This is a genomic window from Kaistia granuli DSM 23481, assembly GCF_000380505.1.
Taxonomy (GTDB): Bacteria; Pseudomonadota; Alphaproteobacteria; order Rhizobiales; family Kaistiaceae; genus Kaistia; species Kaistia granuli.
In genome coordinates this window covers 64,193-86,361 of the sequence record NZ_AQYH01000002.1, presented here as the reverse complement: position 1 = coordinate 86,361, position 22,169 = coordinate 64,193, and the positions used below count along the sequence as shown (strand labels likewise).

The window sequence follows — 22,169 nt, the reverse complement described above, 5'->3', positions numbered from 1 at the left end:
CGGGCGCTGCGGCCGGCGTGGAGCGGCGGGGCCCGTTTCGGGGCCGGGCGGACTACGCCTCGTCTTCGTCCTCGTCGACGGGGCCCTTCAGCGACTTCAGCTTGGCGAAGACGGCATCGGCGTCGAGTTCGTCTTCCTTCGGCTCTTCGCGGCGATAGGAGCGCAGCGCCGCAGCGGCCAGCGCGTCGGTCGCCGTCGTCTCTTCCGCCGGCAGCAGCACCTCGCCCTCGGCGCCCGGCTCGCGCGGCGGCGCGTTCTTGGCGGCCTTCTCGACCTCGAAGTCGAGATCGATCTGCGAGCAGAGGCCCAGTGTCACCGGGTCCATCGGCGTCAGATTGGCCGAATTCCAGTGGCTGCGGTCGCGAATCGAATCGATCGTCGGCTTGGTGGTGCCGACCAGACGCATGATCGACGCGTCCTTGAGCTCGGGATGGCTGCGCAGCAGCCAGAGAATAGCGTTCGGACGATCCTGGCGGCGCGAGACCGGCGTATAGCGCGGGCCCTTGCGCTTCTGGACCGGCACGCGGACGCGCGTCTCCGCCATCTTCAGGCGATACTTCGGATCCTTCTGGGCGCGCTCGATCTCCTCGCGCGTCAACTGGCCCGTCGTCACCGGATCGAGACCCTTGATCGTCTGGGCTGCTTCCCCGTCGGCGATGGCCTTCACCTCGAGCGGGTGCAGCTTGCAGAAATCGGCGATCTGGTCGAAGCCGAGAGAGGTATTCTCGACGAGCCATACGGCGGTTGCCTTTGGCATCAGCGGGATAGTCGACATAATTCTCTCCTGGTCGCTCTCCCGGTGGTGGCCGGAGGAGCTGAGCAAACGTCTGAATGACGGGAATGGGCCGATATATAGACCGGTGCCATTCCTGACGCAAACGAAGCTTGCGCGCGCCGCGATGTCAAAAATCGGTGATCAGGCAGGCGACGTCTGCCGGGGGCCGCATCGGGCGCCCGGCAGACGTTCAGGCTCGCCTATTGCGCGGAGCTCGCCCCGCGCAAGGGATCGGCGCGACTACGGCGTGGTCGCGGGCGGCGTCGTCGGCTCGGCCGGCGTGCTCGGAGCGGGAGCCGGGGCAGGAGCGGGCTCGGCCGGCGGGGTCGGCGCGGGAGCTGCCGGAGCCGGAGCGGGAGCCGGTTCGGCGGGCTTCGGGGCTTCCGGAGCCGGGGCCGGCTTCGACTGTTCAACCGCGGCCGGAGTGGGCGGTGCGACAGGCGTCCTCGACTTCCACCAGAAATAAGCTATCACCAGGACGATGATGGCCACGACGACCCAGATCCAAGTATTTTGGCGTTGCATGTTGTCCTCCGGGGTGCGAATTGCACCGACATCTGCAATCTTACATCGAATCAACCCGTTCCACGAAGAGGAAACGGGTCGTTACGTTTCGTCGGCTACGGAAATCTACTCTCTTTCAGGCCAAAACGATATCGCTTCCGCCCGGCTGAGCGTCCCGCTGTCGCATTCGTCAGGAAGACGACGCCGGAATCGTCGGGGTATCTTCGCCCGCCCGGTCCTCCGCCTGCCGACGAGCCAACGGCGCCAGGCGGCTCTGGTTTCATGAACTGATCCGATTTCCTGCCGGTCAGGTTAACCGACCGTCAGGACGATCTTGCCGATATGGCCCGAGCTTTCCATCCGGCGATGCGCCTCCGCCGCTTCCGCGAGCGGGAAGGTGGCGTCGATGCGCGGCCGGATGACGCCCTGCTCGATCAGCGGCCAGACCTTTTCCTGCAGCGCGGCGGCGAGCGCGCCCTTGAAGGCGACGGTGCGCGGGCGCAGCGTCGAGCCGGTGAGCGTCAACCGCTTGGTGAGCAGGCGATTGAAGTTCACCTCGACCACCGGTCCGTTCAGGAAGGCGATCTGGGCGATGCGGCCATCCGGCGCCGCGGCGTCGAAATTGCGCTCGATATAGTCGCCGCCGACCATGTCGAGGATGACGTCGGCCCCCCGTCCTTCCGTGGCGTCCTTTACCGCGGTGACGAAATCCTCCTTGAGATAGTTGATGGCGCGGCTGGCGCCGAGCTCGACGCAGGCGGCGCATTTCTCCGCCGAGCCGGCGGTCGCCAGCACGGTGGCGCCGAGCGCCTTCGCCAGCTGGATCGCCGTCGTGCCGATGCCGGACGAGCCGCCATGCACCAGCAGGGTCTCGCCGGGCTTCAGGGCTGCTCGCTCCAACACATTGTGCCAGACGGTGAAGAAGGTCTCGGGGAGCGCCGCTGCCTCGATCATCGTCAGGCCGGCCGGGACGGGCAGGGCGTTGGTTTCGTTGACGGCGACATATTCCGCATAGCCGCCGCCGGCGACCAGCGCCGTGACGGCGTCGCCCAAGGCGAAGCGCGAGCAATTGCGGCCGAGCGCCACGACATGGCCCGCGACCTCGAGGCCGGGCAGATCCGAGGCACCCTTGGGCGGTGGATAATGTCCCTGGCGCTGGGCGACATCCGGTCGGTTTACGCCGGCGGCGGCGACCTGGATCAGGATCTCGTGCTCGAACGGATGCGGCACCGGTCGCGTCGTCGGCTGCAGCACGTCCGGCCCGCCGGGTTCGGAAATGGCCATGGCGGTCATGGTTTCGGGAATGGCGGTCAAGGTTGGTCTCCTCGGGGTAACGACGGCCCGGCTGGCGAAGGCCGGGCGGATGTTGCTATTCTTTGGCCCAGACGGGACCGAAAAACGAGACGGAGTGCATCATGGCCCTTTTCGACGACGTGCCGGTCGAGAAGCCGGCGCCGCACAGGATCGGCGAGGAACTGGGGCGTCTGTCGATCGACGAGCTCAACGAACGGATCGATCTGCTCAAGGCGGAGATCGTCCGTCTCGAGGCGGCGATCGCTGCGAAAACCGCCTCGCGCGCGGCGGCGTCCTCGTTCTTCAAGAGCTGAGCAAGGAGGCCGCGAGTCCGGGGGTTGCGAGCATTAACCACTCGTTAAGGTTATGGGCGCGTAATCCTTGCGTCCAGTGATCTGGACATCCGTGGAAGCTTCTCTGTTGGACTCCTCCCTCTGTCGCCTCACAAGAGCCGTTTCTCGCGGCTCTTTTTTTGACTTCCGGCTCCATCAAGGTCAAAATCGGCAAAACTTGCGCCCCGTCTGAACCCTTGCGGGATTGACGTGGTGGCGCAACGGAACGACTCCATGACAGACGACAGCCTTGGGCACATCGACCCGCCGATCGTTTTCGGCCAGCGGTTCGCATTTTCCGACACTTTCCGCGGCCTCTTCCGGGAGGGGATGCTGCTGGTCGAGGAAACCGCCGCCTATCTCGACGGCGACGGCCGCGTCGAATCGCGCGACCTTCCGCCGGGCGGCTCGCTCTCCTACGCCACCGAATCGATGCGGCTGACGACGCGGCTGATGCAACTGGCCTCGTGGCTGCTGCTGCAGCGCGCCGTCAACGAGGGCGAGATGACGTTCGAGCAGGCCGGCAGCGAGAAGGCGAAGGTCCGGCTGCGCGGCTTCGGCTCGGTGACGGAAGGCCGCGGCTGGGAGGATCTGCCGGAGCGGCTGCGCGGGCTGATCGAGCGCTCCGTGCGCCTGCAGGAGCGCGTCATCCGGCTCGACGACGCGATCTACAACGCCGCCAATGCCGACGAGCCGGCCGAGAACCCGGTCAGCCGCCAGCTCGGCCAGCTGGCGCGCGCTTTCGGTGGCGGCCGCGAATAGGGCGGTCGCCCCGTCGCTTGAGCCCGGCCGCTCCGCTTCGGAACGCGGCCAATAAAAAAAACCCGGCCAGAGGCCGGGTTTTTTGCATTCCAGAAGCGCTTCGGGAGCTTAGCTGCCCATGAAGCCCTTGAACTTGTTGTTGAAGCGCGACACGCGGCCGGCGCGGTCGAGCAGCGTCTGGTTGCCGCCGGTCCAGGCCGGGTGCGTCGACGGATCGATGTCGAGGTTCATCACGGCACCCTCTTCACCATAGGTCGACTTGGTGAAATATTCCGTCCCGTTCGTCATCACGACCTTGATCGTGTGGTAGTCGGGATGAATGTCCTTCTTCATCGTCTGGTCCTCGCGGCTCGGTCCGTTGGGGACCGCATGGTCGTCGCTCGCCGAAGCGGATGCGCCGTCCTGATCAATGGGAAAAACGGCTGCATGCGACCGGCCGTCCTGTGGGGCGACGATATAGCCCAGCGCTCGGGCCGGCACAAGGGGCGGCTCGTCTTGAAACAGCACGGTCATCGGTGCATCAAGGCGCGATCGGGGCGCGAGCCTCCGCGAATGACCGAGACGGGTGCCTATGGCGGTTCGAGACACGATGCCAAGAGACGCAAAAGGCGCTTCTGACGCAGCAGGCGTAGCCGGCAGGGAAGGCGACGCCAAGCCAGGCCGTCGCTCGATGCGGCCGCTCGCCATGCTGATACCCTATGTGCTCCGACGCAAGCCACAGCTCGCCGGCGCCTGCGTGGCGCTCCTGCTGGCGGCGTTCGCAGCGCTGACCGTGCCGCTCGCGGTCCGGCGCATGATCGACCATGGTTTCACCGCCGACAATTCGGGCACGATCAACATCTATTTCATGGCGCTGATCGGCGTCGTCGCGATGCTCGCCATCGGCTCGGGCCTGCGCTTCTATTTCGTCACCTGGCTTGGCGAGCGGGTCGTGGCCGATCTGCGCGCCGACGTCTTCCGGCATCTGTCAGCACTTGGCATCGACTTCTTCGACCGCAATCGTTCCGGCGAGATCACCGCGCGCCTGACCACCGATACGACGCAGATCAAAGCCGTCGCGGGCGCCAACATCTCGATCGCGCTGCGCAACCTGGTGATGTTCACCGGCGGCGTCGCGATGATGATCGTCACCAGCCCGAAGCTGTCCGGCCTGGTCCTGCTGGCCCTGCCAATCATCGTGCTGCCCCTGGTCGGCTTCGGCCGGCGGGTCAGGCTCCGGTCGCGCAAGGCGCAGGACATGCTGGCGGAAGCCTCCGCCTATGCGTCCGAGGCGATCGGCGCGATCCGCATCGTCCAGTCTTTCACCGCCGAGGCGAGCGTGACGCGGCGTTTCGCCGACAGCGTGGAAAACGCGTTCCTGGCGGCGCGCCATTCGACGCAGGCGCGCGCGGCGCTGACTGGCTTCGGCATCTTCATGGTGTTTACCAGCATGGTGGCCGTGCTCTGGTGGGGAGCGCAGGATGTGCTCGCCGGCCGGATGACCCCCGGCACGCTCGGCCAGTTCCTGATCTATGCCGTGCTGGCCGCCGGCGCGCTCGGCGAGCTGTCGCAGGTCTGGGGAGATATCGCCAATGCCGCGGGCGCGGCCGAACGCCTTGCCGAGATCCTGGCTGAGAAGCCGTCGATCGCCGCTCCGGCGCAGCCCGTTCGCTTGGCCGAGCCGGTCCAGGGCGCGATCACCTTCGAGAGTATCGGCTTCAGCTATCCGGAAGGGGGACGGGGCGCCGCCATCCGTCATGTCGGCTTCCATGTCGCGCCGGGCGAACGCGTCGCCGTCGTCGGTCCATCCGGCGCCGGCAAGAGCACGATCTTCAACCTGATCTTGCGCTTCTACGATCCGCAGCAGGGCCGGGTGACGGTGGATGGCGTCGATATCCGCGCGCTCGATCCGGTCGAGCTGCGCTCCCGGATCGCCATCGTGCCGCAGGACACGGTCATCTTCGCCGCCAGCGCGGCGGAGAACATCGCACTCGGGCGGCCAGACGCGGAGCTGACCCAGATCCGGGCCGCCGCCGTATCGGCCCATGCGGATGCCTTCCTGTCGGCGCTGCCGGAGGGCTACGAGACGCAACTCGGCGAGCGCGGCGTCACGCTTTCGGGCGGCCAGCGCCAGCGCATCGCGATCGCGCGTGCCATCCTCAAGGATGCGCCGATCCTGCTGCTCGACGAGGCGACCAGCGCCCTCGACGCCGAGAGCGAGGTCGCGGTGCAATCGGCGCTCGACGAGCTGATGGTCGGCCGCACGACGATCGTCATCGCGCATCGCCTCGCCACGATCCTCAAGGCCGACCGCATCCTCGTCATGGATGGCGGCGCCATCGTCGAGGAAGGTACGCATGAGGCGCTGGTGCGCCAGGGCGGCCTCTATGCCCGGCTGGCGCGGCTGCAGTTCCGCGAGGACGCTGCCTGAACTCAGGCGGCGGCGAGGCGCTCCAAGTCAGTGCCTGGCGCGAGATGCTGTGAGGCGTCGAGAATCTCGACGCCGACGATCTTGCCGTTTTGATCAAAGTCGAGCACGAGCCCCGGCCGGATCTCTTCACTCTCGATGATCGGCGCGTCCGTGAAGCGGAGATAGAGGGCGTCGGCTTCGCTGTCATAGACGGTTTTCATCGGCGTCGGCCTCGGTCGAGGAATGCGGTGATCACCCTATATGTTCCCATCTTGGGCATATGCCACGCGGAGAACGCGATGCTCGCGTTCGGGGATCGCACGGAATGCTCGTGTAACGCCGTCGCGGACATCCGGCTCCCGAGAGTCGGGTTCCGCCAGCGTCTGCTGGACCCAATCCAGCGCGATATCCCGCTCGCTCATCATCAGGGCGGCATGTGCCGTGAGGATGATCCGCATCGCCTACCGTTCGGTGAGCTTCAGCTCGATTCGGCGGTTGCGGGCATAGGCGGCTTCGGTCGAGCCTTGTTCGAGCGGCTGGAATTCGCCGAAGCCGGCGGCGACCAGGTGGATCGGCTGCACGCCCTGTTCGACCAGATAGCGCACCACCGCGATGGCGCGCGCCGCCGAAAGCTCCCAATTGTTGCGGAAGCGGCCGGAGCCCGAGAGCGGCCGTGCGTCGGTATGTCCGTCGACGCGCAGCACCCAGGCGATCTCGGGCGGGATCTCGCCTTCCAGCGTCTTCAGCGCCTCGGCGAGCTTCGCCATCTCGACCCGGCCCTCGGCGTTGATCTCGTCCGAGCCGGATGGGAACAGCACTTCTGACTGGAACACGAAGCGGTCGCCGACGATGGTGATGTCGGGCCGGTTGCCGAGGATCTCGCGCAGGCGGCCGAAGAAGTCGGAGCGGTAGCGCGACAGTTCCTGCACGCGCTGCGCCAGCGCGACGTTCAGCCGGCGGCCGAGATCGGCGATCTTGGTCTGGCTCTCGGTGTCGCGCTTCTCCGACGCGTTCAGCGCCTCTTCCAGTGCGCCGATCTGGCGGCGGAGCGCCGCGATCTGCTGGTTCAGGATCTCGATCTGCGACAGCGATTTCTGGTTGACGACCTTCTCGTCCTCCAGCGCCTTGGTGATGATGGCGATCTGGCCCTCGGCCGAACCGGCGGCGGCGGTCGAACTGTCGGCGGCACGCTTCAGCCGGTCACGCTCCGCTTCGGCGGAGAGAAGGCTCGCCTGCAGATTGGCGAGCTGGTCGGCCGCGTCCTGCTTGCCGGCGCGCTCCATGGCGAGCAGTTCGGTCAGCTCGGCGATCTGGCTGTTGAGCCGGTTCAGCACCGTGTCCTTGCCGGTGATCTCGCGGCTCTGCAGGAACTGCAGCAGCGCGAAGATCGACAGCAGGAAAATGAAGACGAGCAGGAGGTTCGACAGCACGTCGACAAAGGCCGGCCAGACGTCGCTCCTGGCCTCGCGGCGGCGTCCTCGGGCTGCCACGCTATTCTCCGGCCGGCTGCTTGAGGGCCTTGGCGATCAGCTCCAGCAATTGCTGCATTTCCCGCTGCTGGTCGGCCTGCTGTTCGACCCAGCCGCGCACCACCTGCTGCTCACTGCGCATGTGCTGGACCAGGCCCTGGATGCCCTCGGCGAGGTTGGCCATCGCCGCGGTGGCGCGCTGCGTCGAGCCGCCGGCACCGCCGCCGCCTTCCTGAACCACGGCGGTCAGCCGCTCAATGGCGACGCGCAGATCCTCGCCGGTGCTCTGGCCCTCGCGCACGTCGAGCATGCTCGGGTCGAGATCGGTGACGGTGGCGAGCCAGTCTTCCAGCTCGGTATAGAACTTGTTCTGCGCCTGGCCGGCCTGCAGGTCGAGGAAGCCGAGGATGAGCGAGCCGGCGAGACCGAACAGCGAGGACGAGAACGCCGTGCCCATGCCGACCAGCGGGCCTTCGAGGCCGGATTTCAGATCCTCGAAGATCACGGCGCTGTCGCCGGCGCCGATGTTCAGGCCGCGAATCGCGTCGGCGACGGCGCCGACGGTTTCGAGCAGCCCCCAGAATGTGCCGAGCAGGCCGAGGAAGACCAGCAGGCCGGTCAGATAGCGCGATGTGTCGCGGTCCTCGTCGAGGCGCATCAGGATCGAATCGAGCACCGAGCGCATCGTCTGGGTCGAGATCGACATGCGGCCGATGCGATCGCCAAGGATCGCTGCCATCGGCGCCAGCAGCACCGGCGCGCGCTCGATCTCGATCGAGCGGTCGGAATTGCGGAAGCCGTTGACCCAGCGGATCTCCGGGAAAATGCGGATCACCTGCCGGAAGGCGAGCAGGATGCCGATGAACAGCACGCCGATGATGACGCCGTTCAGGGCCGGATTGGCGAGAAACGAGGTGTAGACCTGGCGATAAAGGATCAGCGCCACGAAGGCGGCGATGACCAGGAAGACGATCATCCGCCAGAGATAAACTTGCGGGCTGGCAAGTTTGTAGGGGTCGAAATCTCTTGCCATCGTTTGCCGCCGGATCACGCTGCGTCTCGTTTCACTCCGCACGCATCGGCCAAGACAGACTGCATGGCCGGATCGTCGCGCCAAGTCCTTGCCGCGATGCGCCCCTGCCGGGGCGGGAGCGCATCGCGCGGATCAAGGTTTAGCGTGATTTGCCGCAGGATAGGAAGTGCCTCCTTCTCGATTGGCGCCGGCCCCAAGGACACGGACCGATGGACCCGCGGCCAGAGGCGGTCGCAGGTCAGCCTTATGAACGCCGGCCTGGCCCGGCGCGCCGGCACCAGAGGGGCGTGGGCAGGGCCGGGCCGGACGCGAGACCGGGTCGTACTGGCAAGTCGTTGACATCCGCGACCGCGGGGAGTCTAGTCGGCTGCTTGCCGCGCTGTGGAGTTCCGTTGATGTGCATCAACTGCAATCCGGCGTTCGCCGAGGCCTTCCGTCGCCTCCTTCTTCCGTCCCGACGCCACATCCTGAGAGGGGCCGCAACGGTGGCGGCCGGCGCTTTCGCTTGCGAGACGGTGGGGCAAGGACCCGCGCGGGCGGCAACCGCCTCGCTGCAGGACATCGCGGACCAGTTCGACACGAAGGCGCTGCCGGAGGCGACGATCTTCCGCGCCAGGGAGATCGTGACGCTCGATCCGGCGAGGCCCACCGCCGAGGCGGTCGCCGTGGTGGGAGACCGCATTCTCGCTGTCGGCTCGTTCGAGGAGCTTGCGACGGCGGCCGGCGATCAACCCTACAAGGTGGATACGACCTTCGCCGATCAGGTCATCGTGCCGGGCTTCATCGCCCAGCATGACCACCCGATGCTAGCCGCCCTGACGATGACAAGCGAGATCATCGCGATCGAGGACTGGCGGCTGCCGGGGCGCACGGCGAAGGCCGCCAGGAACCGCTCCGAGTATCTCGCGCGTCTTGCCGAAGCGAACGCGAGGCTGAAGCCCGCGAACGAGGCCTTGTTGACGTGGGGGTACCATCAATACTTCCACGGGGAGCTCAAGAGATCCGACCTCGACGCCATCAGCACCGGCCGTCCCATCATCGTCTGGCACCGTTCCGGGCATGAGTTCTTCCTCAATGCCGTTGCCGAGAAGAAATACGGCGTGACCCGGGAGTGGTTCGACCGGCTGACGGACAGCGCGAGGGCGCAGTCGGACTTCGCCAACTCCCACTATTGGGAGCAGGGCGCCTTCGCCGTCATGCCCCTGATTGCCCCGGCCATCGCCTCTCCCGAGCGGGTGCGTTCCGGGCTTGAGTTCGTGAAGGCCTATTATCACGCCAATGGCGTGACGCTCGGTTGCGAACCCGGCGGCATGGCCTCGAAGACGATGCAGGATGCGCAGAACGCCGTCCTCAGCGACGCTTCCTCGCCCTTCCGCTTCTATTTCATCGCCGACGGCAAGTCGATCACCGGCGCCTATCCGGACGACCAGGTTGCCGCCGAGAGCGAAAGGTTGCTCTCCTGGGGCCGGGGCATGACCGCCTACCTTCCGAAGCAGGTGAAGCTCTTCGCCGATGGCGCGATCTTCTCGCAGGCCATGCAGATGAATGGCGGATACACGGATGGGCACAGGGGGGAGTGGATGATGGATCCGGACTTCTTCGCCCGGACATTCCGTGTCTACTGGGACCTCGGCTACCAGCTTCATGTCCATGTCAACGGCGACAAGGGGCTCGACATGGTGCTCGATCAGCTGGAGCTCAACATGCGCCGCCATCCGCGCCCCGATCATCGCACGGTCATCATCCATTTCGCGATCTCCACCCCTGACCAGGTGAAGCGGATCCGGCGTCTGGGCGCGATCGTCAGTGGCAATCCGTACTACCCCGTCGCGCTCGCCGACAATTATCGCGCCAACGGCCTCGATCCGGAGCGCGCGGACGAGATGGTCCGCATGGGGGATGTCGAGAGGGCGGGGATCTCCTATTCCTTCCACTCGGACATGCCGATGGCTCCCGGCCAGCCGCTCTTCCTGATCTGGTCGGGCGTGAATCGCGTGACGAACGAGGGCAACCTGCGGGGGCCCGAGCAGCGCGTCAGCCGTCTTGGCGGCTTGCGGGCCGTCACGCTCGATGCCGCCTATTCGCTCCAGATGGAAAAGGATGTCGGCAGCATCGTGCCTGGCAAGCTCGCCAATTTCACGATCCTCTCGAACAATCCCGTCACCGTCGATCCGATGGGGATCAAGGACATTGCGGTCTGGGGTACCGTGCAGGAAGGCCGCGTGCTGCCGGTTGCGTAGAGGCTCCGTCCGCCGTGGGCGCGTCCTGCCGTGCTGGCGCGGACGAGCGGGGCTAGAACGCGACAATCAGGCGGCTGTCCGCCGTTCGCCGGGGTTGCCGCGCCGAGCCATGGGACTGCGGCATGATGCGCCGCCCCGTTCGGGGCGGCGCGTTTCGTCTGCGTCAGGACGAGGCCGCTCAGGCGACCTCGCTCTCCAGCTCTGCGTTCCACTTGCCGAGCGCGGCCAGGCCGTTCATCCGGCAGCGATGCAGGAAGGCTTCCTGACCGGCCGCGACATTCTCCGGCTTGCCGCCCCATGCCTTGAGCGCGGCCGCCTGCAGGGCGCGGCCATAGGAGAAGGTGATGCCCCAGGGCAGGTCGCCGAGGGCGTTGATGCGCGACAGATGCTCGGTCGCCAGCACGTCCGACTGGCCGCCGGACAGGAAGGCGATGCCCGGAACCGAGGTCGGCACGGTGGCGCGGAAGACCGCGACGGTGCGCTCGGCGACTTCCGACGGATCCGCCTTCGAGCCGCTGTCCTTGCCCGGCACGACCATGTTCGGCTTCAGGATGATGCCGCGGAGATCGACATGGGCGCGGTCGAGTTCCTCGAAGACGATCCGGAGCGTCTCCTCGGTCACCTGATGGCAGGTCTCGATCGAGTGGGTGGCGTTCGGATTGTCCATCAGGACTTCCGGCTCGACGATCGGGACGATGCCGTTCTCCTGGCAGAGCGCGGCATAGCGGGCGAGGCCATGTGCGTTGGCCGAGAGGGCGCCCGGCGACGGCAGGTTCTCGCCGATGGTGATCACGGCCCGCCACTTGGCGAAGCGAGCGCCGAGCTTGTGGTATTCGACCAGCCGCTCGCGCAGGCCGTCGAGGCCTTCGGTGACGGTCTCGCCCGGATGGAAGGCGAGGGGCTTGGCGCCCATGTCGACCTTGATGCCGGGGATTGCGCCGGTCGCGGTGATCAGCTCGACCAGCTGGCGGCCGTCCTTGGCCTGCTGGCGGATGGTCTCGTCGAACAGGATGACGCCGGAGACATGCTCGCGCATCGCCTGATCGGCCGAGAACAGCATCTCGCGGTAGTCGCGACGGCTGTCGGCCGTCGATTCCAGCTGGATGCTGTCGAAACGCTTCTTGATCGTGCTCGAGCTCTCATCCGCCGCGAGGATGCCCTTTCCGGGCGCGACGAGACGACGGGCAATATCCTGAAGGCTTTCGGTCATGCGGTGCGATCTCTTGACTAGCGTGGACCCGGACCGTCCGGGCCTCCCGGCCGTTGCATAGCGCGTCAGATTAGATTTTGCACTGCAAAATAAACCCCTTCCGAGCTAGAAAAGCTCGGAAGTTGTTTCGGTGGCCGGATCAAATTGTCGCAAAGACCATAGCTTTGCTGCACTGCAGCGGGAAATGATCAGTCTTTGCGACGCAAAACCTCGACGCCGGGCAGGGGTTTGCCCTCCAGCCATTCCAGGAAGGCGCCGCCGGCGGTCGAAACATAGGAGAAATCGTCGGCCACGCCGGCATGGTTGAGCGCCGCAACCGTATCGCCGCCGCCGGCGACGGACAGCAGGTGGCCTGCCTTGGTGCGCCTGGCGGCATGGCGGGCGGCGTCGACCGTGCCGCGGTCGAACGGCTCCAGCTCGAAGGCGCCGAGCGGGCCGTTCCAGACCAGCGTTGCGGCGTCATCGATGGCCGCGTTGATGCGCTCGATCGACAGGCCGCCGACATCGAGGATCATGCCGTCCTCGGGGATCGCGTCGACGCCATAGGTCTGGTTCGGGGCGCGGGCCTCGAAATGATAGGCGACGGTCGCGTCGACCGGCAGGATGACGGCGCAATTGGCATCCTTGGCCTTCGACAGGATGCGGCGGGCGGTCTCGGCCAGATCCTTCTCGCAGAGCGACTTGCCGACCGGCAGTCCCTGCGCATGCAGGAAGGTGTTGGCCATGCCGCCGCCGATCACCAGCGCGTCGACCTTGCCGACCAGGTTCTCCAGCAGGTCGATCTTTGACGAGACCTTGGCGCCGCCGACAATGGCGATCACCGGCCGCTTCGGGCTGGTCAGCGCTTTTTCGAGTGCCTCGAGCTCGGCCTGCATCGAACGGCCGGCATAGGCCGGCAGCTGGTGGGCGAGGCCCTCGGTCGAGGAATGGGCGCGGTGGGCGGCGGAGAAGGCGTCGTTGACATAGATGTCGCCGAGCTCGGCCAGCGCGGCGGTGAAGATCGGATCGTTCTTCTCTTCGCCCTTGTGGAAGCGGGTGTTCTCGAGCAGCAGCACGTCGCTGTCCGACATCTTGGCGATCGCCTGGGCGGCGTCGTTGCCGATGCAGTCATTGGCGAAGGCGACCGGGCGGCCGAGCAGGGTTTCCAGCGCCGGCACGACGGGTGCGAGCGACATGTCGGCGACGCGCTCGCCCTTCGGGCGGCCGAAATGGGCGAGCAGGATCGCCTTGCCGCCGCGCTTCGAGACGTCGCGGACGGTCGGCAGGATGGCGCGGATGCGGGTGTCGTCGGTGACCCTGCCGTCCTTCATCGGGACATTCAGGTCGACGCGGATCAGGACGCGCTTGCCCTTGACGTCTGCGGTATCGAGGGTGCGGAAGGTCGACATGCGCGCTCACTCCTTGGGGCGTCCCCGGCGGGCGACATCGCCCTCCATGTGAAAATGGCCCGGAACGCGTCCGGGCCATCTGGTTCTAGCTGATCTCGTTTCGACGGATCAAATCGTCTTTGCCGTTCGGCTCAGAGGAACTTCGCGAAATAGGCCGTCATGTCGGCCATGCGGTTCGAGAAGCCCCACTCATTGTCGTACCAGGCCATGACGCGGACGAAGGTGCCGTCGATGACCTTGGTCTGGTCGAGGTGGAACGTCGCCGAATGCGGATCGTGGTTGAAGTCGTGCGAGACGTTCGGCTGGTCGGTGACGGCGAGGACGCCCTGGAGCGGGCCGGCGGCCGCCGCCTTCATCGCCGCGTTGATCTCGTCGACGGTCGTCGCGCGCTTGGCGACGAATTTGAGGTCGATCAGCGAGACGTTCGGGGTCGGCACGCGGATCGACGAACCGTCGAGCTTGCCCTTGAGCTCCGGAATCACCAGGCCGATCGCCTTGGCAGCGCCGGTCGAGGTCGGGATCGAGGAGAGGGCCGCCGCGCGGGCGCGGTAGAGGTCCTTGTGCATGGTGTCGAGCGTCGGCTGGTCGCCGGTGTAGGAATGCACCGTCGTCATGAAGCCGTGCTCGATGCCGACCGTCTCCTGCAGCACCTTGGCGACCGGCGCCAGGCAGTTGGTCGTGCAGGAACCGTTCGAGATCACCAGGTGGTCCTTGGAAAGGCCCTCATGGTTGACGCCGAAAACGGCGGTGTAGTCGGCGCCGTCGGCCGGAGCCGAGACGATGACGCGCTTGGCGCCGGCGGCGAGGTGGGCGGCGGCCTTCTCGCGGGTCGTGAAGATGCCGGTGCACTCGAGCGCGATGTCGACGCCGAGTTCCTTGTGCGGCAGCTCGGCCGGGTTCTTGATCGCCGTGACCTTGATGCGGCTCTTGCCGATGACGAGCGTGTCGCCGTCGACGATCACTTCATGCGGGAAGCGGCCATGGACCGAATCGAAGCGGAGCAGGTGGGCATTCGTCTCGACCGGGCCGAGATCGTTGACCGTGACGACTTCGATGTCGGTCCGGCCCGACTCGACGATCGCCCGAAGGATGTTCCGGCCAATCCGGCCGAACCCGTTGATAGCAACCCGCACCGCCATATTCGATCTCCTTGAGGCGCGTGTCGCGCCTTCGTCCGTTTCGGCCGGGCGCTTGCCCGGCCGTGGTTCAGTTCAACATTCAGGCGTTGGTCTTCAACCGCGCCAGCGCGGCTTCGGCGGCGGCGTCCGCCGTGATGCCGAAATAGTCGTACAGCTTGTCGGCCGGCGCGCTGGCGCCGAAACCGTTCATGCCGATGAAGATGCCGTCGACGCCGATGATGCGGTCCCAGCCGAGGCGGATGGCGGCCTCGATGCCGACGCGGACCTTCGAATTGCCGATGGTCGCCGCCTTGTAGGCGTCGTCCTGCAGCTCGAACAGCTCGAAGCTCGGCACCGAGACGACGCGGGCCGTGCGGCCGGCTTCCTCGATCTTTGCCTTGGCGTTCATGGCGATCTCGACCTCGGAACCGGTCGCGAACAGCGTCACGTCGGCCTGCGCGGGGCCGGCCAGCAGATAGGCGCCCTTGGCCGACTTGTTCTCCGAGACATGCTCGGTGCGCAGCGTCGGCAGGTTCTGGCGCGACAGCGCGAGGACCGACGGGTTCTTCGGGCTCTCGATGGCGATCTGCCAGACCTCGGCCGCCTCGACGGCGTCGGCCGGGCGGAACACGCGCAGATGCGGGATCGCCCGGAGCGCCGCGAGATGCTCGACCGGCTGGTGGGTCGGGCCGTCCTCGCCGAGGCCGATCGAGTCATGCGTCATGACGTAGATCACGCGCTCGCCCATCAGCGCCGACAGGCGGATGGCCGGACGGGCATAGTCGGTGAACACCAGGAAGGTGCCGCCATACGGAATGAAGCCGCCATGCAGCGCGATGCCGTTCATCGCCGCCGACATGCCGAACTCGCGGATGCCGTAATGGATGTAGCGGCCGGAATAGTCGTCCGGCGTCAGCGGCTGCTGTGCCTTGGCGCGGGTCAGGTTCGAGCCGGTCAGGTCGGCCGAGCCGCCGGCCAGTTCTGGCACCACGGTCGCCAGCATGTCGAGCGCCATTTCGGACGACTTGCGGGTGGCGACCTTCGGCTTCGTCTCCGACAGGCCCTTCTTGTAGGCGTCGACGGCGGCGTCGAGGCCGGCCGGCAGGTCGCCCTTCATGCGGCGTTCGAATTCCGAACGCACGGCGGCGTCGGCGGCAGCGAGGCGGGCCTCCCACGCGGCGCGCGGCTCAGCCGACTTGGCTGCGGCGCCATGCCAGGCGGCGTAGACGTCTTCCGGGATCTCGAACGGCGGGTAGGGCCAGCCGAGCGCCTCGCGGGCGCCGGCGATTTCCTTGTCGCCGAGCGCCGCGCCATGCGAGGCGTGGCTGTCGGCCTTGGTGGGCGCGCCATAGCCGATGATCGTCTTGCAGGCGATCATCGTCGGGCGGTCGGACTTGCGGGCGCGCTCGATGGCGGCGGCGATGTCGTCGGCATTGAAGCCGTCGACGCGCTCGGCGTTCCAGCCGCTCGCCTTGAAGCGGGCGACCTGGTCGATCGAGGTCGAGAGATCGGCGCGGCCGTCGATGGTGATGTTGTTGTCGTCGAACAGGACGATCAGCTTGTTCAGCTTCAGATGGCCGGCGAGGTCGATCGCCTCATGGCTGACGCCTTCCATCAGGCAGCCGTCGCCCGCGATCACATAGGTGTAGTGATCGACGAGGTCGTTGCCGTATTCGGCGGCGAGCATGCGCTCGGCCAGCGCAAAACCGACCGACATGGCGAGGCCCTGGCCGAGCGGACCCGTGGTCGTCTCGACGCCCGGCGTCATGAAGTTCTCGGGGTGACCCGGCGTCTTCGAATGCAGCTGGCGGAAATTCTGCAGCTCGCTGATCGGCAGTTCCTTCGAGCCGAGCAGGTGCAGCACGGAATAGATCAGCATCGAGCCATGGCCGGCCGACAGGATGAAGCGATCCCGGTCGGGCCAGAACGGCGCGTTGACATCGTATTTCAGGAACCGAGAAAACAGCACCGTGGCAACATCGGCCATGCCCATCGGCATGCCGGGATGGCCGGACTTGGCCTTTTCGACCGAATCCATCGCGAGCGCACGGATGGCGTTGGCCATGCGCTTGTGGGTTTCAGGAGCTGTCATCTTCACTTCCACGCTTGGGGGCCGGGCCCCTGCTCGCTTGTCGGGCAGGGCGCGGCCGCGTTGTTCTGTGGGGTATCTACCAGGCCGCCGGACCATCGCGGAAAGGCGCTGCGACAAATAACAGACCACCTTGGTGAGTCAATCTCGTGACCTGTCGCAGCACGCTCCCTGCAACCGGCGCGAGCCCCCGGAAATCCGGGAAAACGGCGGCTTCCGGATAAGCCCAGCATAAGCCATTGACGCCCTGTTTCGGGCCTGCCTAATGTCCGGGATGGTTTCTGATTGTGTGCGACAGGGAGATTCCGCCGAGAATGCGAGGGGCGTCGCCCATTGACGGTGCGTTACGGCGCTTGAGTGCGGCGCTGGACGGGCTGGAAGGAGCGGTCGACAGACGGCTCAACGCTGGTGTGCGCCTCGGCGAAATCGAGACGGAAATGCAGCGCATCGGCCTCGATCGGTCGCGCCTTGCCCAGTCGGTCGACGCGGCCGAGGCCCGCTCCGAGCGGCTCGAGGAAGCCAACAAGGAAGTCTCCCGCCGCCTGGTCGCTGCCATGGAAACGATTCGTTCCGTGCTCGAACGGCAGGACGGCTGACGGGAGAGGGCATGTCGCAAGTCAGCGTCACCATCAACGGCAAGACCTACCGTATGGCCTGCGACGACGGCCAGGAGGCCCATCTCGAGGGCCTCGCCGACCGTCTGAATGAAATCATCGGCCAGTTGCGCCAGAGCTTCGGCGAGATCGGCGACCAGCGCCTGACCGTGATGGCCGCCATCACCATGGGCGACGACCTGGCCGAATCACGCCGCCATGTCCGGCGGCTCGAGGCCGAGCTCGCTGCGATGAACGAGACCAAGGCCGCGGTCATCGCGCGTTTCGAGGAATCGGAAGCGAACGTGGCGCGGGCGATCGAACTGGCGGCGAACCGCCTCGAAGGTCTGGCCGAGAAGCTCGTCGGCGGTGACAAGCGCGACTGACCGCCCCGGTCCCGCTGCCGTCCCTGGCCGCGCCACGGGCATGCGGCATCGGATCGCGCAAATGTTCCTGCGGAGTTCGCGTCGAGACCGCTGGCTAAGCGCCTTGCCGTCACCTATATCTGTCTTCGGCGAGACTGCGCGGTGCGACAGGAGCTCACAATTCCCCGGGGCCTTATCGATCCAAAAGGGAGCTGTCCCTGACTGGAGCCCTGGTTCCAGACATACGGCGCCCACCTACGCTGTAGGTTCCCGGGATCGATCACTCCATCGGCCCATCGTGGCTCGCCACCTTTCCTTCCTGCAAACGTTCCATGGCCGTGACGACCCAGGCTGACGTGACGACCAAAAATCACCTGCGCGCCGCCGCGCTGGCTCGCCGCAATGCGCTCGATGCATCGGCGCGCGCGGAAAAGGCTGTCCAGATCCTCGGCCACGGCACCGGGCTGTTCGAGACCTCGGGGCGCGTCGTCTCCGGCTATTGGCCGATTCGCAGCGAGGCCGATCCGCGGCCGTTGCTCGACCGCGCCCGCGCCGCCGGAGCCGTCGTGGCGCTGCCGGTGCTCGTCGACGCCGAGACGCTGCGCTTTCGCCGCTGGGAGGCCGGAGCGGAGCTGCATCCGGCCGGATTCGGCACCGTTGGCCCGGCGCCGGACGCACCGATCGTCGTGCCGGACGTGATCCTCCTGCCGCTCGCCGCCTTCGACAGGGCGGGCCACCGCATCGGCTACGGCAAGGGCCACTACGACCGCGCCGTCGCCACCATCTTTGCTTCCGGCGCACGCCCCTTGCTGGTTGGGCTTGCCTTCGCGGTTCAGGAGGTCGACAAAGTTCCCTTTGAGCCGCACGACATCCCCCTCGATTACATCCTGACCGAGGACGAACTGATCGCTGCGCCAAAAACTGGCTGACCGATCAAGGGGGTTTGTGTGCGACTGCTTTTCCTGGGGGATATCGTTGGCCGGACGGGCCGCAATGTCGTCATCGACCAACTGCCGGGGCTGATTGACCGCTACAGGCTGGATTTCGTCGTCATCAATGGCGAGAACGCCGCCGGCGGCTTCGGCATGACCGAGGACATCGTCCGCGACGTGCTCGACGCCGGCGCCGATGTCATCACCACCGGCAACCACGCCTTCGACCAGCGCGAGGCGCTGGTGTTCGCCGAGCGCCAGCCGCGCTTCCTGCGTCCGGTCAATTATCCGGTCGGCACGCCGGGCAAGGGCGCCAACCTGTTCATCGCCCGCAATGGCGCCCGCGTCCTTGTCGTCAACGCCATGGGCCGCGTCTTCATGGATGCGCTCGACGATCCGTTCGCCGCGGTCGACCGCGAGGTTTCGGCCTGTCCGCTCGGCGAGCAGGCGGACGCCATCGTCATCGATTTCCACGCCGAGGCGACCAGCGAGAAGCAGGCGATCGGCCATCACCTCGACGGCCGCGTCACGCTCGTCGTCGGCACGCACACCCATGTGCCGACCTCGGATTGCCGTATCCTGCCGTCCGGCACCGCCTATCAGTCGGACGCCGGCATGTGCGGCGACTATGATTCGGTGCTCGGCATGGACAAGGAGGAGCCGGTGCGCCGCTTCCTGACCAAGGTTCCGTCCGGACGTTTCCAGCCGTCGAACGGACCGGCAACCTTGTGCGGGCTCTGCGTCGATGTGGATGACACCACCGGGCTTGCCAGGGCGGTGTCGCCGCTGGCGATCGGCGGTGTGCTCGAGGAGCGGTTGCCGACCTTCTGGGGTTGACGGCGGTCGCCATTCCGTGATGGGAGAGGCAAACGCTTCCCCCATTTCAGATTTGCTCCGTCCGGGTGCGGTTCGACTCGATACCGCCGGACGATGCTGCAGGAGTTTCGCCTATGGCCCGCTCGGCCCTTCTCAACGTCATGGTCAACGCCGTCACGAAGGCCGGCCGTCCTCTCGCGCGTGACTTTGGCGAGATCGAGAACCTGCAGGTTTCGATGAAGGGCCCTGCCGATTTCGTCGTCGCCGCCGACCGCAAGTGCGGCCAGGCGCTGGTGGCCGAACTGACCAAGGGCCGGCCGGGCTACAGCTTCCTGACCAAGGATCGCGGCGTGCTTGCCGGCACCGACGAGACCCATCGCTGGATCGTCGACCCGCTCGCCGGTTCCACCAACTTCCTGCACGGCATTCCGGTGTTCGGCGTCTCGCTGGCGCTGGAGCGGGAAGGGCAGATCGTCGCGGCCGTCCTGTTCAATCCGGTGACGAACGACCTCTATGTCTGCGAGCGCGGCGGCGGCGTGTTCGTCAACGATCGTCGCATGCGCGTCGCCGGTCGTACGGCGCTCGCCGATTGCGTCGTCGGCACCAGCATTCCCCATCTCGGCACGCCCGATCATGCCGGCGCCATCCGCAAGATGCAGAACGTCATGATCGAAGTGGCGGGCCTGCGCGCCAGCGGCGCGCCGGCCTTCGATCTTGCCTCGGTCGCCGCCGGCCGCCTCGACGGCTTCTGGCAGGAAGGCCTGCAGCCCTGGGACATCGCCGCCGGCATGCTGTTCGTTCGCGAGGCGGGCGGCAAGACCACGGATCTGTGGGGCGGCGAGAAGATGATCGAGACGAAGACGGTCTGCGCCGGCAACGAGAAGATCCAGGCCCGGCTGCTGACCGCCGTCACGACCGCCCGCGCCTGACCCGGCCTGGCGCCGCGCGACGGCTTGAACGCCGTCGTGCTTTCGCCATAAGGCTGTGGCGTTTTTCCGGAACGTTTTTCGAAAGCGATCATGGCCAAAAAGAAAAAAGCCCCTCCGCCGGAGCCGTTCGCGCGCCTCTGCCTCGTCACGCCGGCGGGTCTCGATCCCGAGACCTTCGCGCCGTTGCTCGACGACGTGCTGAAGGCGGGCGACGTTGCGACGCTGTTCATCGTCTCCGAAACGTCGAGCGCGGCCGAGTTGCAGCGCATCGCCGAGGCGCTGGTGCCGGTCGCCCAGGCCAATGGCGTCGCCGCCATCGTGCCGAACGACACCCGCCTGTTCGGTCGCACCCGCGCCGACGGCCTGCATGTCGATACCGGCATCGCCGATCTGAAGGATGCGATCGAGGCGCTGAAGCCCGACCACATCGTGGGCGCCGGCGGCGTCGCGACGCGGCATGACGCCATGCTCGCGGCCGAGACCGACTGCGACTACATCCTGTTCGGCCGCTTCGACGGCGATACTGCCGACGCCATCTTCGACAAGGCCTTCGACCTCGCGGCCTGGTGGTCGGCGGTGTTCGAGATCCCGGCCGTCGTCATGGGCGGGCGCAGCATCGCCTCGGTCGAGGCCGCCGTCGACGCCCGCGTGGAATTCGTCGCGCTCCGCTCCGCCATCTGGAACCACGCCGAGGGCCCGGTCGCGGCGGTTGCCGAGGCCAACCGGGTGATCGCCGCGCGACAGGCCGAAGCCGCCCCATGATCTTCCGAACCGCGATCTGCGCTGTGCTGCTCCTCGCGACGGCTTTGCCGGCCGTCGCCGAGAAGGGTGTGCCCGTGCCGGTAGCCAAGCCGGCCACGACGGGCGGCGAGGCGCCGACCGGTTCGACCACCCCGGCGCCTGCCACGGCCGCCGCTTCGAGCGCGCCCGCCACGACGGCGCCGCTTCCCAGCACGCTGACCATCCCGCCGCCGGCGGCCGGGCTGATGCCGAGCGCCGAAGACCTCATCAAGTCGGGCCGCGCCCTCAATGACGACGGCGAGGGCGACCAGGCTTTCGGCGCGTTCCAGCGCGGGCTCTATCTGACCGCCTTCACCGTGGCGATGTCGCGGGCGGAGCGCGGGGACGCGGCGGCGGCGACGCTGCTCGGCCGCCTCTATGGCGAGGGGCTCGGCGTCAAGCAGAACGACAAGGCCTCGGCCGCCTGGTACCAGCAGGGGGCGCTCGCCGGCGACCCCAACGCGCAGCTGGCGCTCGGCCTGCTTTATCTCGACGGTCGCGGCCTGAAGAAGGACCGCGCCAAGGCGGCCGACGCCTTCGAGCAGGCGGCCGAATGGAACGAACCGCAGGCGCTCTACAACCTCGGCCTGCTCTATCTCGAAGGCCAGGTTCGCCCGAAGGATTCCGAGAAGGCGGCGTCGCTGTTCAGCAAGTCTGCCGGCCTCGGCAACATCGACGCGCAATACGGCCTGGCCCAGCTCTATGCCGAGGGCGAGGGCGTGCTGCTCGACGACGGCATTTCGACGATGTGGATCGCCAAGGCCGCCAAGGCCGGCCATCCGGACGCGGCGGTCGAATACGGCATCCGCCTGTTCAACGGCATCGGCACCAAGAAGGACATCATCGCCGCCGCCGGCTGGTTCCGCCGCGCCGCCGAATCCGGCAACCCGGTCGGCCAGAACCGCTATGCCCGCGTGCTGGCGACGGGCATGGGAACGCCGCGCGATCCGGCCCAGGCGGCCAAGTGGCATCTGATCGCCGCCAAGCGCGGCACCAAGGACGAATGGCTCGACGAATTCGTCGCCAAACTGCCCGAGGCCGAGCGCAAGGCCGCCGAAATCGCAGCGGAACGCTGGCCTAGCGGCGGCTAGGCGACTTTATTTCAGGCCGTCTTCCCCCTATAAGCGGGGCGATCGCGCGGTCCTGCGCCGC

Annotated in this window: 22 protein-coding genes and 1 other RNA gene; 12 read left to right on the top strand and 11 right to left on the bottom strand. The window is 66.9% G+C overall.

Going from position 1 to position 22,169, the window contains the following annotated elements; genetic code table 11:
• Positions 1-52: 52 nt before the first annotated feature.
• Together G342_RS0101475 and G342_RS0101470 are read right to left on the bottom strand one after the other, a co-directional pair.
• Complete coding sequence (locus tag G342_RS0101475) at positions 53-775, bottom strand: DUF1013 domain-containing protein (protein ID WP_018181326.1); 723 nt, start codon at positions 773-775, stop codon at positions 53-55.
• Positions 776-1,591: 816 nt separating this feature from the next.
• The gene (locus G342_RS0101470; protein WP_040878053.1) at positions 1,592-2,572 is read right to left on the bottom strand and encodes an NAD(P)H-quinone oxidoreductase; all 981 of its coding nucleotides are present in this window, start codon (positions 2,570-2,572) and stop codon (positions 1,592-1,594) included.
• Positions 2,573-2,694: 122 nt separating this feature from the next.
• Here G342_RS0101470 and G342_RS0101465 point away from each other — a divergent pair, with 122 nt between their 5' ends.
• Together G342_RS0101465 and rcdA are read left to right on the top strand one after the other, a co-directional pair.
• A complete protein-coding gene (locus G342_RS0101465) occupies positions 2,695-2,886 on the top strand; it encodes a DUF1192 domain-containing protein (protein WP_018181324.1) in 192 nt (63 codons plus the stop codon).
• Between the two features lie 252 nt (positions 2,887-3,138).
• Positions 3,139-3,666 carry a protease adaptor protein RcdA gene (rcdA, locus tag G342_RS0101460; RefSeq protein ID WP_018181323.1) on the top strand — a complete coding sequence of 176 codons (528 nt, stop codon included), beginning with the start codon at positions 3,139-3,141 and terminating at the stop codon, positions 3,664-3,666.
• A 108-nt stretch (positions 3,667-3,774) separates the two neighbouring features.
• Here the strand turns inward: rcdA and rpmE are convergent, their stop codons facing one another.
• Positions 3,775-3,999, bottom strand: a complete 225-nt coding sequence (rpmE, locus tag G342_RS0101455; protein ID WP_026304008.1) for a 50S ribosomal protein L31 — start codon at positions 3,997-3,999, stop codon at positions 3,775-3,777.
• A gap of 337 nt (positions 4,000-4,336) precedes the next feature.
• On the opposite strand from rpmE, the gene G342_RS0101450 reads away from it, so the two are divergent.
• Complete coding sequence (locus G342_RS0101450; protein ID WP_018181321.1) at positions 4,337-6,076, top strand: ABC transporter transmembrane domain-containing protein; 1,740 nt, start codon at positions 4,337-4,339, stop codon at positions 6,074-6,076.
• Positions 6,077-6,078: 2 nt separating this feature from the next.
• On the opposite strand, the gene G342_RS0101445 is transcribed toward G342_RS0101450, so the two are convergent.
• The 4 genes from G342_RS0101445 to G342_RS0101430 are packed head-to-tail and all read right to left on the bottom strand — an operon-like array spanning position 6,079 to position 8,557.
• On the bottom strand, positions 6,079-6,276 hold the full coding sequence (locus tag G342_RS0101445; RefSeq protein ID WP_018181320.1) for a DUF2283 domain-containing protein: 198 nt from the start codon (positions 6,274-6,276) through the stop codon (positions 6,079-6,081).
• Between the two features lie 36 nt (positions 6,277-6,312).
• Positions 6,313-6,477 (bottom strand): hypothetical protein, encoded by a 165-nt coding sequence (locus G342_RS22900; RefSeq protein ID WP_245557197.1) that lies wholly within the window; start codon positions 6,475-6,477, stop codon positions 6,313-6,315.
• A gap of 39 nt (positions 6,478-6,516) precedes the next feature.
• Positions 6,517-7,545 (bottom strand): peptidoglycan -binding protein, encoded by a 1,029-nt coding sequence (locus tag G342_RS0101435; RefSeq protein WP_018181318.1) that lies wholly within the window; start codon positions 7,543-7,545, stop codon positions 6,517-6,519.
• Between the two features lies 1 nt (position 7,546).
• On the bottom strand, positions 7,547-8,557 hold the full coding sequence (locus G342_RS0101430) for a hypothetical protein (RefSeq protein WP_026304007.1): 1,011 nt from the start codon (positions 8,555-8,557) through the stop codon (positions 7,547-7,549).
• Between the two features lie 515 nt (positions 8,558-9,072).
• Between G342_RS0101430 and G342_RS0101425 the strand changes: the two genes are divergently transcribed.
• Entirely contained in the window at positions 9,073-10,797 is a 1,725-nt protein-coding gene (locus tag G342_RS0101425) for an amidohydrolase (RefSeq protein ID WP_245557193.1), read from the top strand.
• Between the two features lie 178 nt (positions 10,798-10,975).
• On the opposite strand, the gene G342_RS0101420 is transcribed toward G342_RS0101425, so the two are convergent.
• The 4 genes from G342_RS0101420 to tkt form a co-directional block, all read right to left on the bottom strand.
• Positions 10,976-12,007 (bottom strand): class I fructose-bisphosphate aldolase, encoded by a 1,032-nt coding sequence (locus G342_RS0101420; RefSeq protein ID WP_018181315.1) that lies wholly within the window; start codon positions 12,005-12,007, stop codon positions 10,976-10,978.
• A gap of 188 nt (positions 12,008-12,195) precedes the next feature.
• Positions 12,196-13,395, bottom strand: a complete 1,200-nt coding sequence (locus G342_RS0101415) for a phosphoglycerate kinase (RefSeq protein WP_018181314.1) — start codon at positions 13,393-13,395, stop codon at positions 12,196-12,198.
• Positions 13,396-13,526: 131 nt separating this feature from the next.
• Entirely contained in the window at positions 13,527-14,534 is a 1,008-nt protein-coding gene (gene gap, locus G342_RS0101410) for a type I glyceraldehyde-3-phosphate dehydrogenase (RefSeq protein WP_018181313.1), read from the bottom strand.
• A gap of 79 nt (positions 14,535-14,613) precedes the next feature.
• The gene (tkt, locus tag G342_RS0101405) at positions 14,614-16,605 is read right to left on the bottom strand and encodes a transketolase (RefSeq protein ID WP_026304006.1); all 1,992 of its coding nucleotides are present in this window, start codon (positions 16,603-16,605) and stop codon (positions 14,614-14,616) included.
• A 311-nt stretch (positions 16,606-16,916) separates the two neighbouring features.
• Here tkt and G342_RS0101400 point away from each other — a divergent pair, with 311 nt between their 5' ends.
• The 8 genes from G342_RS0101400 to G342_RS22890 all read left to right on the top strand — a co-directional run bounded on the left by G342_RS0101400 (position 16,917) and on the right by G342_RS22890 (position 22,108).
• Positions 16,917-17,198, top strand: coding sequence for a DUF4164 domain-containing protein (locus G342_RS0101400; RefSeq protein WP_026304005.1), 282 nt, complete (start codon positions 16,917-16,919; stop codon positions 17,196-17,198).
• An 11-nt stretch (positions 17,199-17,209) separates the two neighbouring features.
• On the top strand, positions 17,210-17,581 hold the full coding sequence (locus tag G342_RS0101395; protein WP_018181310.1) for a cell division protein ZapA: 372 nt from the start codon (positions 17,210-17,212) through the stop codon (positions 17,579-17,581).
• A 128-nt stretch (positions 17,582-17,709) separates the two neighbouring features.
• A non-coding RNA gene (ssrS, locus tag G342_RS25545) (6S RNA) lies at positions 17,710-17,868 on the top strand.
• 24 nt (positions 17,869-17,892) lie between these two features.
• Positions 17,893-18,489 (top strand): 5-formyltetrahydrofolate cyclo-ligase, encoded by a 597-nt coding sequence (locus G342_RS0101390; RefSeq protein ID WP_018181309.1) that lies wholly within the window; start codon positions 17,893-17,895, stop codon positions 18,487-18,489.
• Positions 18,490-18,507: 18 nt separating this feature from the next.
• Positions 18,508-19,329: a TIGR00282 family metallophosphoesterase gene (locus G342_RS0101385; RefSeq protein ID WP_018181308.1), complete on the top strand. Its 822-nt coding sequence runs from the start codon at positions 18,508-18,510 to the stop codon at positions 19,327-19,329.
• Positions 19,330-19,442: 113 nt separating this feature from the next.
• Positions 19,443-20,237, top strand: coding sequence for an inositol monophosphatase family protein (locus G342_RS0101380; protein WP_018181307.1), 795 nt, complete (start codon positions 19,443-19,445; stop codon positions 20,235-20,237).
• 90 nt (positions 20,238-20,327) lie between these two features.
• Entirely contained in the window at positions 20,328-20,999 is a 672-nt protein-coding gene (locus G342_RS22895) for a thiamine phosphate synthase (protein WP_018181306.1), read from the top strand.
• Entirely contained in the window at positions 20,996-22,108 is a 1,113-nt protein-coding gene (locus G342_RS22890; protein WP_018181305.1) for a tetratricopeptide repeat protein, read from the top strand. Before G342_RS22895 ends, G342_RS22890 begins: the two co-directional genes overlap by 4 nt.
• The last annotated feature ends 61 nt before the right edge of the window (positions 22,109-22,169 follow it).

Coding starts and splice junctions, on each gene's coding strand:
- G342_RS0101475 (WP_018181326.1), bottom strand. CDS start 775: ATGTCGACTATCCCGCTGATGCCAAAGGCAACCGCCGTATGGCTCGTC.
- G342_RS0101470 (WP_040878053.1), bottom strand. CDS start 2,572: ATGACCGCCATGGCCATTTCCGAACCCGGCGGGCCGGACGTGCTGCAG.
- G342_RS0101465 (WP_018181324.1), top strand. CDS start 2,695: ATGGCCCTTTTCGACGACGTGCCGGTCGAGAAGCCGGCGCCGCACAGG.
- rcdA (WP_018181323.1), top strand. CDS start 3,139: ATGACAGACGACAGCCTTGGGCACATCGACCCGCCGATCGTTTTCGGC.
- rpmE (WP_026304008.1), bottom strand. CDS start 3,999: ATGAAGAAGGACATTCATCCCGACTACCACACGATCAAGGTCGTGATG.
- G342_RS0101450 (WP_018181321.1), top strand. CDS start 4,337: ATGCGGCCGCTCGCCATGCTGATACCCTATGTGCTCCGACGCAAGCCA.
- G342_RS0101445 (WP_018181320.1), bottom strand. CDS start 6,276: ATGAAAACCGTCTATGACAGCGAAGCCGACGCCCTCTATCTCCGCTTC.
- G342_RS22900 (WP_245557197.1), bottom strand. CDS start 6,477: ATGAGCGAGCGGGATATCGCGCTGGATTGGGTCCAGCAGACGCTGGCG.
- G342_RS0101430 (WP_026304007.1), bottom strand. CDS start 8,557: ATGGCAAGAGATTTCGACCCCTACAAACTTGCCAGCCCGCAAGTTTAT.
- G342_RS0101420 (WP_018181315.1), bottom strand. CDS start 12,007: ATGACCGAAAGCCTTCAGGATATTGCCCGTCGTCTCGTCGCGCCCGGA.
- G342_RS0101415 (WP_018181314.1), bottom strand. CDS start 13,395: ATGTCGACCTTCCGCACCCTCGATACCGCAGACGTCAAGGGCAAGCGC.
- gap (WP_018181313.1), bottom strand. CDS start 14,534: ATGGCGGTGCGGGTTGCTATCAACGGGTTCGGCCGGATTGGCCGGAAC.
- tkt (WP_026304006.1), bottom strand. CDS start 16,605: ATGACAGCTCCTGAAACCCACAAGCGCATGGCCAACGCCATCCGTGCG.
- G342_RS0101400 (WP_026304005.1), top strand. CDS start 16,917: ATGCGAGGGGCGTCGCCCATTGACGGTGCGTTACGGCGCTTGAGTGCG.
- G342_RS0101395 (WP_018181310.1), top strand. CDS start 17,210: ATGTCGCAAGTCAGCGTCACCATCAACGGCAAGACCTACCGTATGGCC.
- G342_RS0101390 (WP_018181309.1), top strand. CDS start 17,893: ATGGCCGTGACGACCCAGGCTGACGTGACGACCAAAAATCACCTGCGC.
- G342_RS0101380 (WP_018181307.1), top strand. CDS start 19,443: ATGGCCCGCTCGGCCCTTCTCAACGTCATGGTCAACGCCGTCACGAAG.
- G342_RS22895 (WP_018181306.1), top strand. CDS start 20,328: ATGGCCAAAAAGAAAAAAGCCCCTCCGCCGGAGCCGTTCGCGCGCCTC.
- G342_RS22890 (WP_018181305.1), top strand. CDS start 20,996: ATGATCTTCCGAACCGCGATCTGCGCTGTGCTGCTCCTCGCGACGGCT.